The organism is Telluria sp. ZB4P34 (assembly GCF_059686055.1).
Window position 1 is genome coordinate 75,484 of record NZ_JCASIF010000011.1, and the last position, 13,489, is coordinate 88,972.

Sequence of the window (13,489 nt, forward strand, 5' to 3'; positions counted from 1 at the left end):
GCGCCGCCTGCGTTCCTGGCTCTCACCTGGACGCTGCGGCACAAGATAGACGTGAACGAGGAGTTTAAACAATGAACGCACTGACCAAAGCACCAAAAATCCTGCTGACTGCTGCCGTGTTGGCCTCCCTGCTGGGCGCTTGCCGCAAGAACGAGCCGGCGACCGACACCATGACCACCACGCCGGACACCTCGGCCACCGCCCCGAGCACCACCTCGGGCGCCACTGGCACCACCGGTGACACCGGCACCGGCGCAACCGGCACCGGCACCACCGGCACCACCGGCGACATGGGCACCGGTACCGGCGCAACCGGGACCACCGGCGACATGGGCACCGGCACCACCGGCACCACTGGCACGGATGCGACCGGCACCATGGGTACCGGCACCACCGGCACCGGCGCAACCGGCACCACGGGAACCGGCACCACCGGCACCGGCACTACCGGCACCGGCACGACGCCGCCGACCACCGGCGGCTGATCTCCGTCATCCGCCAGGCAATGAACGGAGCCCGCAGTGCGGGCTCCGTGACTTCCGGCCCGGCCGGAAGCGTGGTGTCATGCCGTACTTGCAGCAGCGATCGCCAGCCCGGCAGGGCTGGCTTTGTCATTCCCGGCAGCCGTCTTGCCGTCCCTGGCCTGTCGTCGTAGCGCCAGCGCCGCAGGTCTGCGTCCGCGCTCCGCCCTCCTGTTCTGCTTCCGCTTCCTTCTGTTGAGCTTCCGCTTCCACGCCGCCTCGTCCCGGGCATCGTCGGCCCACGCGTCGCGCGGTGTGGCCGCCTGCAATGTCGGCGCCCAGAAAAAAGCCAGCCCGTAGGCTGGCTCTTGCAGGGGGGGGAACCCGCTCTCGAGGCTTATACCGGCTGTGGCGTGCCGCGGCCGCGGCCGCTCACGAAACGGCCGACGATCATGATGACGCGGAACACGAAGCGCACCAGGACCAGGGTCAGGATCGCCTCGATGAAGGTCATCAGGAAGGCCAGCGCCGCGTTGTGGCGCTTGGCGCGGCGACTGAACTTGGCGGCCATGCGGTCGCGGGCGATCTCGATGCTGTCGTAGAAGGTGGGGACGACCAGCAGGGTCAGTAGCGTCGACGTAATCACGCCGCCGATGATCGCGATAGCCAGCGGCTGGTAGAACTGGCCGGCATCGCCGAAAGCCATCGCCACGGGGAACATACCTGCGATCAGCGCAAAGGTCGTCATCAGGATCGGACGCAGGCGCTTGCGGCCAGCCTGCATCAGCGCTTCCTCACGGTCCATGCCTTCTTTTTCGAGGGCGCGGGCGGCGTCGATCAGCAGGATCGCATTCTTCGCCACCAGGCCCATCAGCATCAGGACGCCGATCATGCTCATCAGGTTGAGCGTGTTCTTGGTGAGGATCAGGGCCAGCACCACGCCGATCAGCGACAACGGCAGCGACAGCATCACGCCCACCGGTGCCGTGAAGGAGCCGAACTGCATCACCAGGATCAGGTACATCAGCAGGATGCCCGAGAACAGCGCGATGATCATCTCGGTAAACAGTTCCTGCTGGTCTTCACCCTGGCCGCCCAGCGCCAGGCCGTAGCCCGGCGGGAAGTCGAAGCTCTTGGCCAGTTTCATGGCGTCGGCGGTCACTTCGCCGGCCGAACGGCCCTGGGCATTGGCCGACACGGTGATCAGGCGCTCGCCGTCCTTGTGCCGGATGCCCGACGGGCCCTTGCCCATGGTGATGGTGGCGATCTGCTCGAGCGGCACCATCATGCCGGTGCCCTGCACCGCGATCGGCAGGCGCTCGATGCTGTCGGTATTGACGCGATCGTCCGGGTGCAGGCGCACGGCGACGTCGCGGGTCTCGCTGGTCGGGTCGACCCAGTCGCCCACTTCGATGCCGGCGAAGGCCACGCGCAGGGCCTGGGCGGCGTCGTTCACCGAAATGCCCATGGCGTTGGCCAGGCCGCGGTCGAGCACGATCTGCAGCTCATTCTTCGGGTCCTGTTCCGACAGGGTCACGTCGACGGCGCCCGGCACCGCACGCAACTTCTCCATGTAGGCGGAGGTCAGTTCCATCAGCTTGCGCGAATCCGGACCGGTGAACTCGATCTGGACCGGCTTGCCGTTGCCGCCCAGGTCGTCGATGACGGTGTACTCGGCGCCGACCAGCGGCGCGATCTTGGCGCGCAGTTCCATGCCGATCTCGGCGCTGGTGCGCTCGCGCTTGCTGCGCTTGCCGATGTCGACGTAGACGCGGCCGCCGTCCAGGTTGACATAGCTGTTGGTGTCTTCGGTTTCCTTGATCGTACGGGCCGCTTCGGCAGCGGCTTCCACCTTGCGGCGTGCGTATTCCAGGCTCGACGAGGCCGGCGTGCGGATCTCGACCATGATGGCGCCGTGGTCGGACTTCGGCAGGAAGCTCGAGCCGCCGAAGGCCATGTGCAGGCCGATGGCGCCGGCGAAGCTGAGGACGGCGATGGCGCCCATCCACTTGCGATGGTGCAGCGCCCATTCGATCACGCGGCCGTAGCGGTCGGCCTGGTGGTCGAACCAGGTATTGAAGCGTTGCAGCACGCGGCTCAGTCCCTTCTTCGGGGCATGGGCGTGGTCTGGCGGGTCGCCCCAGTAGGCCGACAGCATCGGGTCGAGCGTAAACGAGATCAGCAGCGACACGATCACCGAGCAGGTCACGGTCAGTGCGAACGGACGGAACCATTCTCCGGACACGCCTGGCATGAAGGCCACCGGCACGAACACCGCCATGATCGAAAAGGTGGTCGCGGCCACGGCCAGGCCGATCTCGGCCGTCCCTTCGAGCGCGGCGGTACGGCGGTCCGAGCCCATTTCCATGTGACGTACGATGTTTTCCCGCACCACGATCGCGTCGTCGATCAGCACGCCGATCGCCAGCGACAGGCCCAGCAGGGTCATGAAGTTCAGCGTGAAACCGCACAGCCACACGGCGATGAAGGCAGCCAGCACCGAGGTCGGCAGCGCCAGCGCTGTGATCAGGGTCGAGCGCCAGGAATTCAGGAAGACGTACACTACGAAAATGGTGAGGATCGCGCCCAGCACCAGGGATTCGATCACATTGTTGAGGCTGGTCTGGGCCTGTTCGCCGCCGTCCTGGACCACGTCGAGCTTGGTACCCTGCGGCATTTCCTTGTTGGCCTCTTCGACCACCTGGTGCACCTTCTTGGCCAGCGACACGGTCGAGGCATCGGGCGAACGGGCGATGTGCAGGCCGACGTTCGGCTTGCCGCTGCGAACCGACAGGCTGTTGATCTCGGCGAAGCCGTCCTTGATCTCGGCCACCTGGTTCAGGCGCACGATCTGGTCGCCGTTGCGCTTGACGACGATCTGCGAGAAGTCTTCCGGACGCTCGATGCGGCCGACCAGGCGGATGCCTTTCTCGTCCAATTCGCTGCGCAGCTTGCCCACCGGGGCATTGGTATTCTGGGTGCGCAGGGCGTTGGTGACTTCCGACACCGAGACATTAAACTCACGCAGTTTCTCCGCGCGGAGCAAGACCGACAGCTCGCGGCGCAGGGCGCCGTTCACGTTCACGGTCGAGACGCCCTCGATGGCGCGGAACTTGTCGGCCAGCACGTCTTCGGCATAGCGCGAGATGTCCGCGTGCGACTGCGTGTTCGACGACAGCGCCAGCTGCATCACCGGCTGGGCGCTCATGTCGAAGCGGCGCAGCACTGGCTCGCGCATCTCGACCGGCAGCTTGTAGCGCACCGCGGCGATCGCGTTGCGCACGTCGTCCGACGCTTCGATGACGTTGCGGCCGAAGTCGAATTCCATCCAGATCGACACGCCGCCTTCGTACGAGTTGGAATTGATCTCGGTGACGCCCTGGATCGCCAGCAGCTGCTTCTCCAGGCGGTTGGTAATCTCGCGCTCGACCGTCTCGGGCGAGGCACCCGGATACGGGATGTTGACCGAGAGGCCCGGCTGCTCGACGTCGGGGTTCTGGTTGACCTTCAGTTTGGACAGGGCAAGCAGGCCGATCAACATCATCGCCACGATCATGACGACGGTCGCGACCGGTCTCTTGACACTAAAATTGGAGAGGAACATTTGTAATTATCCTTATTTCCCTTGTTACTTGCCCTGCACCGCGACCTGGTTGGCCGCGCTCGCGGCGCTGGCCACCAGCGCAGCCGGCATCTCGACCTTCTGGCCATCCTTCAGGTTCGAGCTCGGGGAGCGCAGCACGATGTCGCCGGCCACCAGGCCCTGCTTGACTTCGACGTTGCCGGTGCGCGGATCGCGCGCGCCGACCACCAGCGAGACCTTGTTCAGGGTCTTGTCCCGGATGCGCCAGGTATAGGCGCTGTCGCCGGCCTTGACCATCGCGCCTTCCGGCAGCATCAGGGCGCTGGTGCTCTGGGCGTCGATGCGGCCTTCGGCGTACAGGCCGGCCACCTTCGGCTGGGCCTTGTCGGCGAACTCCACCACCACCTCGACCTGGCGGGTAATGGCGTTGGCGGCCGGGTCGATGCGCTTGACGACGCCGGCGAACTGCTGCTCGCCATAGCCGTTGACGCGGAAGTTGACCTTCTGGCCAAGCTTCACGTTGGCGATCTCGTCGGCCGAGACGCGCGCCTGGAAGCGCATGCTGTTCGGGTCGATGACCTTGACCAGCTCCTTGCCGATGGTCGCGGTGTCGCCGGCCGAGACCTTGCGCTCGGAGACGATGCCATCAAAAGGAGCGCGCACCACGGTGCGGTTGAGCTGCTGGCGCGCGGTGGCGGCGCGACTCCTTGCGGCCGACAGTTCGCTCTGGGCGCTGTTGCGGCGCACTTCGGCTTCGTCCAGGCCGACGGCCGAGGTCATGCCCGAGGCGCGCAGGGTTTTCATGCGCTCGAGCTGGCGGTTGGCCTGGTCGAGCGCCTGGCTGGCGGCGCGCACGGCCTCGTCGCTCGAGGCGACGGTGTCGCGGATCGCGGTCTCATCCAGGCGCACCAGCACGTCGCCGCGCCGGACCGGCTCGCCGTTTTCTTTGAGGACCTGCAGCACCACGGACGAGACTTCGGCGCGCAGGTCGGCCTTGCGCTCCGGCTGGATCGAACCGGTGACCACCGGGCCGCTCGACAGGGTGTCGCTCTGGATGGTCAGCACGTCTTCCGACGCCACCTTCAGCTGCGAAGGACGCTTGTCCTTGGGGTCTCCCTTGGCGCCTGCCTGGGCGGTTTCGGCGCCCGGCTTGGCCGGCTCCTTGGACTCCTTGCTGCAGGCGGCGAGCGCCGAGGCCAGGGCAAGGACGAGTAGTGTTTTGCGCAGCATTGTGGTTCTCCAGAGAAGGACTCAGTATGTATTCTTGTAAAAATGCAGATATGAACAGCCAGCGCGCAGTATCGGGCAGTGCACTGCCGACTTCAAGCGAGGACGCTGCATATTGCGGAAATCGAGGGATGAAATGCGGTATTTCGCGACGAGCTGCATTCCAGCCGGACTGAAATGCAGCAATTTTGCGGACAGCCGGACGTCCGGCTGTCCGCCCTGCCGTATCGATGGGCTCAGGCGCCGGCGCCGGACAGCGCGTGGATCAGGAAGCCCATGCCGATGCCGGTCAGGGTGCCACCGGCAATTTCCACCATGGTATGGCCCATGCGCTCGCGCAGAACGACGTGGCCCACCGTCTCGCAGGCAAGCCGGTTGATGGCGGCCGCCTGGCGGCCGACGTGCTGGCGCAGGCTGTTCGCGTCGATCATGACGATGAAGGCCAGCGTCACCGCCACCCCGAAGGCCGGGTGATCCATCCCCTCGCGCAGCGCGATCAGGGTCGCCATGCTGGTGACGACGGCGCTGTGGTTGCTTGGGAAGCCGCCGTTGCCCACCAGATTGAAGGCCAGGCGGCGCTGGCGCACGCTGGTGATCAGGAACTTGATCGGACCGACCACCATCCAGGTCAGCACGGGTGTTACGAGATAAGGGATATCCATGTCGAAATCCAGGTGCGGTTGCAAACGAAGTAATGCCGGGCGGAATTATCTCAGATGCAAGCATGGCTCGACATACCTCGGGAAAAATATCGTGGTGAAACAAGGACATCCGTAGCGCCGCCGCACCACCTGGAAGGCTAATATTGTCCCAAGTAGACGAGACAGGCAAGGAGTCAGCATGCGGCATTTCCGGTTGTCGATCGCGGTCACGGTGGCCCTGATGGCCCTGGCGGGCTGGTGGGGCTACGAGCATGGCGGGATAGGGGGCATGCTGCATGCGCTCTGGATCACCGCCATCCTCGGCGTGCTCGAAGTGTCGCTTTCTTTCGACAACGCGGTCGTGAATGCCTCCGTCCTGCGCGGCTGGAACGAGTTCTGGCGCAAGCTGTTCCTCACGGTCGGCATCCTGGTGGCCGTGTTCGGCATGCGCCTGATCTTCCCGCTCGTGATCGTCTCGGCCGCGACCGGGCTCGGCCTGGTCGAGGTGTGGCACATGGCGATCGACAACCCGAAGGAATATTCGCGCCATCTCACCGAGAAGCATGCCGAAGTCGCCGCTTTCGGTGGCGCCTTCCTGATGCTGGTCTTCCTCAATTTCCTGTTCGACGAACAGAAGCAACTGCACTGGCTCGGCTGGATCGAGGAAAAGGTCGGCAAGTACGGCACCGAGGGCCTGGCCATCTTCTTCACCCTCTCCGCCGTGTGCGGCGCCATGTACCTGATCGAGCCGGCGCGCAAGCTGCCGGTGCTGATCGCCGGCGTCACGGGCGTGCTGATCTATATCGGCGTGAAATGGCTCAGCGGCCTGCTCGAGCGGGAAGAGCAGGATCCGGCGGTCGGCAAGATGATCGCCCAGGGCAGCATCGGCGGCTTCCTCTACCTGGAGGTGCTGGACGCCTCGTTCAGCTTCGACGGCGTGATCGGCGCCTTTGCGATCACCAACGACGTCGTCATCATCATGCTGGGCCTGGCGATCGGCGCCATGTTCGTGCGGTCGATGACGGTGTTCCTGGTCTACAAGGGCACCCTGGACGAATTCGTCTACCTGGAACATGGGGCGCACTATGCGATCGGCATCCTGGCCCTGATCATGTTCCTCAGCGTGCACTACCACATCCCGGAATGGTTCACCGGCCTGTCGGGGCTGGCCTTCATCCTGGTGTCGCTGTGGTCCTCGGTGCGCTACCGGCGCCGCATGGAAGCGGCCGGGCACGGCGGGCGCGCGCAACACGGCCTGCCTTGAACTTTGCGATTCTGTCCAGCCGTGGCAGAATGGGCGCGGCTGCAATGCTGCCATCCTGACAACCCAACCTACGCTTGCCAACCACCATGCCGATGCCGAAACGCGCCACCGCCCTCCTTCTGTCCTCCCTTGCCGCCCTGGTCGTGCTGTTCGCGCTGTACACCTGGTTCACCCTGACCTGGTCGTATTCGGAAGGCGAACGCGCCGGCTACCTGCAAAAGTTCTCCAAGAAAGGCTGGCTGTGCAAGACCTGGGAAGGCGAGCTGCTGCTGTCGAGCATGCCGGGAGCGATTCCGGAGCGCTTCGCGTTTACCGTGCGCGACGAGGCGGTGGTGCGGCAGCTGCAGAACGCGATGGGGCGCCGGGTGCAGATCACCTATGAACAGCACGTGGGGATCCCGACCTCGTGCTTCGGCGAGACGGAGTACTTTGCGACCAGGGCCTCGCTGGGGCCGGTGAATCCGGTGGCGCCGAGCGACGTGGCGCCCGTCGCACAGTGATACGCGGCGCGTATTAATACTGCATCAGTGATATTTCCGGCATATCACCCGTAGGGTGGTCGGCTCGGCCGACCGCGCGTTCAGCTAACGAAGAATTCGCCACTGGGCATCCGGGAGTTGTTCAGCTAACGGAGAATTCGCCACTGGGCATCCGGGAGTTGAACGCGCGGTCGGCATAGCCGACCACCCTACACACCAAGCACGCTTACTCCCCACTCTTGCGCTGATTCAAAATCACATCCGCCAGCCTGGTTGCCGCCTGCGCCGCCGAGGCAGGCGGTGCGCTCTTGAAGCGACCCAGCACCTCGCGCGTGATGTTCACCGACGTTACCCGGTGCTCGGCTTCCGCCTTGCGCTCGCCGATGGCGGCCTCGGTGGCGGCCAGTTCGCTCGCCCCCTCGTCGTAGCGCTGTGCTTCCAGGTCCGCAAGAATCTTGCGCGACTCGGCCATGCGCCGGGTAGCCTCGGCCGCCTTGCGCTGCATCCCGGCGTGGCGCTGGGCGTGTTCGAGCAAGGCGCGCTGCGCGTCGCGCTTCTCGACCGCCGCCTGCAGGGCAGCCGCTTCCACCAGCTCACGCTCGCGCGCCAGCCGCACCTGTTCCTCCTCGGCTACGGCCCGTGCGCCCGCGGCCTGCGCGGCCGCCTGCTCCGAGGCCAGGCGCGCCGCGGCCGCTTCGTTGGCGCGCGCATCCGCCGCCGCCTGCTGGCGCTGGGCGGCCAGCTTGCGCTCGACCAGGGCCAGCGATTCGCGCGCGGCCTCGGTGGCGGCCCGTTCTTCCGCGATCGCGGCTTCCGCCAGCGCCTGCTGGCGCAGCGCCAGCTCGGCACGCTCGGCCTGGGCCGCGGCCAGATCGAGGGCGCGGCGCGCCTGCGCTTCCTGGGCCCGCGCCGCCGCTTCGGCATGCTGCGCTTCTTCGACGGCGGCGCGCGCCGCTTCGCGCTGCGCGGCCGCGGCAGCCTGATGGGCCGCCTCGACACGGCGTTCGGCCTCGGCCTGTTCGCGCAGCTGCGCGGCAGCCTGCGCCTCGGCCCGGGCGCGCGCCTCGGCGGCCTCGGCCAGTTCCAGTTCGGCCTGCAGGCGCTGCTTCTGCTCCGCCAGCGCCGCCCCCTCGGCCGCAACGCGGTCGCGCTCGGCCTGCAGCAGGCGTTCGGCCCCGTCGGCGCGCAGGCGCGCCGCCGCCAATGCCTGGCGCGCGGCTTCGGCCTGCTCGCGCCCGGCCGCCATCGCTGCTTCCTCGAGCGCGTTCTCGCGGGCCTGGGCCTCGGCCGCTGCGTGCTGCAAGGCGGCGCGCTCCTCCTGCAACGCGCGCTCGCGCGCGTGCTCTTCCGCTTCGCGCTCGGCCGCCCGAGCTGCCGCCTCGTCGGCCGCGGCCCGTTCGCGTGCTTCCCTGGCGGCGACGGCCTCGGCCTCGAGCCGGGCCTCCGCCTGCGCGCCGGCTTCCTCTTCGGCGCGCGCGCGTTCCCCGGCCACGTCGCGCAGCTTGCGGTCGGACTCGATGCGCGCCTCGGTCGCGGCCAGGATGCGGGTCTCGGCTTCGCGCCGCGCCTCCACGCCGGCGGCGGCCATGGCTTCCAGGCGCTCGCGGTGGATGGCCGCGTCGCGCAATTCCTTCTCGGTCTGCAGGCGCATGCGCAGCGACTGGGCGGCGACGCGCTCGGATTCGGCCTGGGCCAGCGCGATCGCCTCGCGCTCCTGTTCAATGTGGGCCAGCGCGCGTGCTTCTTCCAGCGCGCGCGCCTCGGCACCGGCGCGGGCAAAGGCGGCCGCCAGCGCCACCTGGTCGGCACGCTCGCGCTGCTGGGTCAATTCGAGCGCCTCGGCCTCGGCCTCGACCAGCTTCTCGGCGGTCTGGCGGGCGGCGCGCTCGGCCCGCTCGCGCTCGCGCGCCAGGATCGCCACGCGCGCGTCGGCGCTGGCGTTGTGCAGCACTTCCTCCTTGGCCGCTTCCACCGCCGCCATGCGCTCGGCCGCCTGCAGGCGGGCCTGCTCGGTCTGCAGCAGCAGCTCCTCGGCCGCGCGCGCGGCCTGGGCCGCCATCTCGGCCTGGGCTTCCACCTGGGCGCTGGCGCGGCGGCGCGCTTCTTCTTCCACGCGCGCGCGCGTGTCGAGCGCCACGCGGGTTTCGGCGTCCTGCTGCACGCGGGCGCGCAGCTCGGCGGTCTCCTGACGGATCGCTTCCAGGCGCGCGCTGGACGCCTGGGCGGCGGCGCGTAGCGACTCCAGGCGCTCGCGGTTGGCGGCAATCGCTTCTTCCGAGGCCTGGGCGTTGGCCAGGGCCGCGGCGGTGACGGCGGTGTCCATCGCCGCGCGCTCCTCGGCCAGCGAGCGGGCGCGCGACTCGGCGTGCGCCCGGCTTTCGGCGGCCACGCCCGCCTTGGCTTCGGCTTCGACCCGTGCGATGGCTTCCTGGATGTCGCGCATCTCCATCGGCGCGCGGCCGCCGGCGGCCGGCGGCGCGGCGCCAGGCGCATGGGACAGGTCGATCGCGAAGTCGCTCTGGTCGTGCTGGTCGTGCTCGGGCTTGATGGGTTCCATGATGCTCTCAGTGGCGGACGCAGTGTGCGTCCTGCCGATTATCCGGGAATTCGCGCGCGCCTGTCACGCCGAACTGGGCGGCAAAAAGGCGGCAATTCGGGCTTATACCGGCCACAGGGGCGGCTCGTCCATCAGCGCCACCTGTTCGCGCAGCTCGAGGATGCGGTCCTGCCAGTAGCGCTGGGTGTTGAACCACGGGAAAGCCGCAGGAAAGGCCGGATCGTCCCAGCGCATCGCCAGCCAGGCGGAATAATGGATCAGGCGCAGGGTGCGCAGCGCCTCCACCAGGTAGAGCTGGCGCGGGTGGAACTCGCAGAAATCTTCGTAGCCGGCCAGCACATCGGCCATCTGCCCCACCATCTCCTGGCGTTCGCCCGAGAGCAGCATCCACAGGTCCTGCACCGCCGGGCCCATGCGGCTGTCGTCGAAGTCGACGAAGTGCGGGCCGTCCGGGGTCCACAGCACGTTGCCGCCGTGACAATCGCCGTGCAGGCGCAAGGGCGCCAGCTCGCCGGCGCGCTCGTAGCAGCGCGCCACGCCGCTCAATGCCTGCTCGACCACGCTGGCCCAGGTCGCGGCCAGCTCCGGCGGCACGAAATCGTGGCTGCGCAGGTAGTCGTAAGGATCGCGCCCGAAGGTCTGCGCATCGAGTGCGGGACGCTCCGCGTAGGGCCGCAGGGCGCCGACCGCGTGGATGCGGCCGATGAAACGGCCGATCCATTCGAGGGTGGCGGAATCGCCCAGTTCCGGCGCCCGCCCGCCACGGCGCGGGAACACGGCGAAACGGTAGCCCGCGAATGCATGCAGGGTGCGCCCGTCGATGACGCTGGCCGGCACCACGGGGATTTCCCGTTCCACCAGTTCGGAAACAAACGCGTGTTCCTCGAGGATGGCGGCATCGCTCCAGCGCTGCGGCCGGTAGAACTTGACGACCACGGGCGCGCCCTCTTCCATGCCGACCTGGTAGACGCGGTTCTCGTAGCTGTTCAGCGCGAGCAGGCGGCCGTCGCCGTACAGGCCGACGCTCTCGAGCGCCTCCAGCACCGCCTGCGGGTCGAGCCGTGCGAACGGATGGGCCGGCGCCGCCTCTTCAATGGTTGGATTCTGCATCTGCCCATTGTAAGCGGCTGGGGGCTTGCCCTGCCAGGCATTATCGAAGCGCCATGCCGGCCGGGGTGGCGATCGCAGGTTTTCCGTGCCCCGGACGCCCGCAGGCGTTACACTGGCGCCTTCAACACGCACCAAGAGCACCCATGCATCTCGACGAGCCCCTGACCGATAAAGAATTCGACGACCTCGACCAGTTCCTGCTGTCCGACCGCTCCCCCGAGGACGCGATGACGATGGACACCCTGCACGGCTACCTGACCGCGATCGCGATAGGCCCGGAAACCATCATGCCGGCCGAGTGGCTGCCGCGCGTCTGGGGCGAAGACGGCAAGCAGGCGCCGAACTGGAAGAACCCGAAGGAAGAGCAGCGCATCATCAACCTGATCATGCGCTTCATGAACGAAGTCCTGATCACCTTCGAGGCCGCGCCCAAGGAATTCGAGCCGCTGTTCTGCGAGCACGAGATCGCGGGCGAGACCCTGATCGACGCCGAAGCCTGGTGCTGGGGATTCTGGGAGGGGATGGAACTGCGCCCCGGCTCCTGGGAACCGGTCTGGGATTCCGAAGTGGCCGAGCTGATGCGTCCGATCTACCTGCTCGGCGCCGACGAGATCGACGAGTCGGAACTGCCCGAGGTCGAAGACCCGCGCAAGGCGCACGGGCTGGCGCTGCAGATCGAAGCCAACATCCCGGCCATCTACCGCTTCTGGGCGCCGCGCCGCAAGGGCGCCGTCGAGACCATCAAGCGCGAGGAACCGAAGGTCGGCCGCAACGACGACTGCCCTTGCGGCAGCGGCAAGAAGTACAAGAAGTGCTGCGGCGCCGAGGCCGGCTGATCCTGCGCAATAGCGCCTGCCCGAGCCGGGTGCGGCCGTTCAGGCGGCCGCGCCCCACGTTTTCCCATCCAGCACGGCCAGCAGGTCCGCCGGCCGCACCATCCCGGCCAGCCGGCCTGCCGCATCCACCACGAACACCTGTTGCGCCCCGTCGCGGAAACGCGCCAGCAAGGCCGTGACCGGCGCCTCGCGTCCGAGTGCGGCCACCGGCTCGGCCAGCCCGGCCACGGTGGGCGCCGCATCGCGCCCGAACAGCAGCGCGGTCGCGCGCCTGGCGCGCGCCGGCAGCGGGCGGCTCGCATTGCCGCCGGCCGCCACCAGCGACTTCATCCCGAGCACCCCCACCAGGCGCCCGTCCGCGTCCACCACCGGCAGGGCCGGCAGCGCGTGGCGCAGCAGCAGGGCCCGCGCCGCCGCCAGCGGCATCCCGGGGCCGAGCGTGGCCGGCGCCGGACGCGCCAGCGCGCCGCAGCTGCTTGCATGGGCGCGCCGGGCCGCGGCGCGCTGTTCGGTATCGGCGAAGAGCGAGGCCAGGTCGTCGCGGCTGACGTCGAGCGTCTCGCCGTAGCTGTCCAGCGCCGCGTCCAGGTCTTGGCTGGCGAAGCCGGCTTTTTCTTCAGGGGGATGCGCTGCCGGCTGCACGTGCGGATAGCGGTGTCCGGTCAGATTGTTCCAGGCGACCGCCACCAGCACCATCAGCACCGAATTGAGCGCCACCGGCGCCATGAACCAGAAGCCTGCCTCGTGCAGCGCCACCCCGCCCAGCACGGCGGTCATGGCCACCGCGCCGCCGGGCGGATGCAGGCAGCGCAGCGCAGCCATCGCGGCGATCGCCAGGGCGCCCGCCAGCGGCGCCGCCATGAGCGGATCGGCAAGCTGGGCGCAGGCCATGCCCACCAGCGCCGACACGAGATTGCCGCCGATCACAGGCCAGGGCTGGGCCAGCGGCGCAGCAGGCAGGCAGAACAGGAGCACGGCCGAGGCCGCCATTGGGGCGATCAGGTAGGGCAGCGCATGGCTGGCGGCGGCGCCGAGCGCGACGCGGCTGAGCAGCGCAGTCGAGAGCAGCGCCAGCAGCGCGCCCAGTGCGGCGGGAAGCTGGCGGCGAAACGCGTGCGGGCCCGAGGTTGGTCCGGCCAGGCGCAGACGCCCCAGGCCTTGAAGCAGCATGGATAACATGGAAACCGTTTGCACCAATAGTGCCCGCCATTACACCACAGCCTGCACCATTTTGGAACACACCACGACGGTGGGGAGAATTCCACCATGCAATCATGTAGCATATGCAATGCACTGCGCGCCAACGCGCAGGAAACCAACAACAAGGAACA

At 67.9% G+C, this 13,489-nt stretch carries 10 protein-coding genes; 4 read left to right on the top strand and 6 right to left on the bottom strand.

Annotated elements, in window-relative coordinates; translation table 11 throughout:
* The first annotated feature begins 71 nt into the window (after positions 1-71).
* Positions 72-485 carry a hypothetical protein gene (locus AC56KL_RS17290; RefSeq protein WP_497181402.1) on the top strand — a complete coding sequence of 138 codons (414 nt, stop codon included), beginning with the start codon at positions 72-74 and terminating at the stop codon, positions 483-485.
* Between the two features lie 373 nt (positions 486-858).
* Here the strand turns inward: AC56KL_RS17290 and AC56KL_RS17295 are convergent, their stop codons facing one another.
* The 3 genes from AC56KL_RS17295 to AC56KL_RS17305 all read right to left on the bottom strand — a co-directional run bounded on the left by AC56KL_RS17295 (position 859) and on the right by AC56KL_RS17305 (position 5,933).
* The gene (locus AC56KL_RS17295; protein ID WP_497181403.1) at positions 859-4,065 is read right to left on the bottom strand and encodes an efflux RND transporter permease subunit; all 3,207 of its coding nucleotides are present in this window, start codon (positions 4,063-4,065) and stop codon (positions 859-861) included.
* 24 nt (positions 4,066-4,089) lie between these two features.
* Positions 4,090-5,274: an efflux RND transporter periplasmic adaptor subunit gene (locus AC56KL_RS17300; RefSeq protein ID WP_497181404.1), complete on the bottom strand. Its 1,185-nt coding sequence runs from the start codon at positions 5,272-5,274 to the stop codon at positions 4,090-4,092.
* Between the two features lie 233 nt (positions 5,275-5,507).
* Positions 5,508-5,933 (bottom strand): divergent PAP2 family protein, encoded by a 426-nt coding sequence (locus AC56KL_RS17305; RefSeq protein WP_497181405.1) that lies wholly within the window; start codon positions 5,931-5,933, stop codon positions 5,508-5,510.
* A 178-nt stretch (positions 5,934-6,111) separates the two neighbouring features.
* Between AC56KL_RS17305 and AC56KL_RS17310 the strand changes: the two genes are divergently transcribed.
* Together AC56KL_RS17310 and AC56KL_RS17315 are read left to right on the top strand one after the other, a co-directional pair.
* Positions 6,112-7,176, top strand: coding sequence for a DUF475 domain-containing protein (locus AC56KL_RS17310; protein WP_497181406.1), 1,065 nt, complete (start codon positions 6,112-6,114; stop codon positions 7,174-7,176).
* Between the two features lie 86 nt (positions 7,177-7,262).
* Positions 7,263-7,676: a DUF8785 domain-containing protein gene (locus AC56KL_RS17315; RefSeq protein ID WP_497181407.1), complete on the top strand. Its 414-nt coding sequence runs from the start codon at positions 7,263-7,265 to the stop codon at positions 7,674-7,676.
* Positions 7,677-7,881: 205 nt separating this feature from the next.
* On the opposite strand, the gene AC56KL_RS17320 is transcribed toward AC56KL_RS17315, so the two are convergent.
* Together AC56KL_RS17320 and AC56KL_RS17325 are read right to left on the bottom strand one after the other, a co-directional pair.
* Complete coding sequence (locus AC56KL_RS17320; protein WP_497181408.1) at positions 7,882-10,212, bottom strand: coiled-coil domain-containing protein; 2,331 nt, start codon at positions 10,210-10,212, stop codon at positions 7,882-7,884.
* A 102-nt stretch (positions 10,213-10,314) separates the two neighbouring features.
* Positions 10,315-11,322, bottom strand: coding sequence for a serine/threonine protein kinase (locus AC56KL_RS17325; RefSeq protein WP_497181409.1), 1,008 nt, complete (start codon positions 11,320-11,322; stop codon positions 10,315-10,317).
* A gap of 143 nt (positions 11,323-11,465) precedes the next feature.
* Here AC56KL_RS17325 and AC56KL_RS17330 point away from each other — a divergent pair, with 143 nt between their 5' ends.
* Positions 11,466-12,158, top strand: a complete 693-nt coding sequence (locus tag AC56KL_RS17330; protein ID WP_497181410.1) for a UPF0149 family protein — start codon at positions 11,466-11,468, stop codon at positions 12,156-12,158.
* A gap of 39 nt (positions 12,159-12,197) precedes the next feature.
* On the opposite strand, the gene AC56KL_RS17335 is transcribed toward AC56KL_RS17330, so the two are convergent.
* Positions 12,198-13,337 (bottom strand): HPP family protein, encoded by a 1,140-nt coding sequence (locus AC56KL_RS17335; protein ID WP_497181411.1) that lies wholly within the window; start codon positions 13,335-13,337, stop codon positions 12,198-12,200.
* Positions 13,338-13,489 lie beyond the last annotated feature (152 nt).

What these genes read in the sequence shown, in the direction of transcription:
- AC56KL_RS17290 (WP_497181402.1), top strand. Translation starts at nt 72, where the DNA reads ATGAACGCACTGACCAAAGCACCAAAAATCCTGCTGACTGCTGCCGTG.
- AC56KL_RS17295 (WP_497181403.1), bottom strand. Translation starts at nt 4,065, where the DNA reads ATGTTCCTCTCCAATTTTAGTGTCAAGAGACCGGTCGCGACCGTCGTC.
- AC56KL_RS17300 (WP_497181404.1), bottom strand. Translation starts at nt 5,274, where the DNA reads ATGCTGCGCAAAACACTACTCGTCCTTGCCCTGGCCTCGGCGCTCGCC.
- AC56KL_RS17305 (WP_497181405.1), bottom strand. Translation starts at nt 5,933, where the DNA reads ATGGATATCCCTTATCTCGTAACACCCGTGCTGACCTGGATGGTGGTC.
- AC56KL_RS17310 (WP_497181406.1), top strand. Translation starts at nt 6,112, where the DNA reads ATGCGGCATTTCCGGTTGTCGATCGCGGTCACGGTGGCCCTGATGGCC.
- AC56KL_RS17315 (WP_497181407.1), top strand. Translation starts at nt 7,263, where the DNA reads ATGCCGATGCCGAAACGCGCCACCGCCCTCCTTCTGTCCTCCCTTGCC.
- AC56KL_RS17320 (WP_497181408.1), bottom strand. Translation starts at nt 10,212, where the DNA reads ATGGAACCCATCAAGCCCGAGCACGACCAGCACGACCAGAGCGACTTC.
- AC56KL_RS17325 (WP_497181409.1), bottom strand. Translation starts at nt 11,322, where the DNA reads ATGCAGAATCCAACCATTGAAGAGGCGGCGCCGGCCCATCCGTTCGCA.
- AC56KL_RS17330 (WP_497181410.1), top strand. Translation starts at nt 11,466, where the DNA reads ATGCATCTCGACGAGCCCCTGACCGATAAAGAATTCGACGACCTCGAC.
- AC56KL_RS17335 (WP_497181411.1), bottom strand. Translation starts at nt 13,337, where the DNA reads ATGTTATCCATGCTGCTTCAAGGCCTGGGGCGTCTGCGCCTGGCCGGA.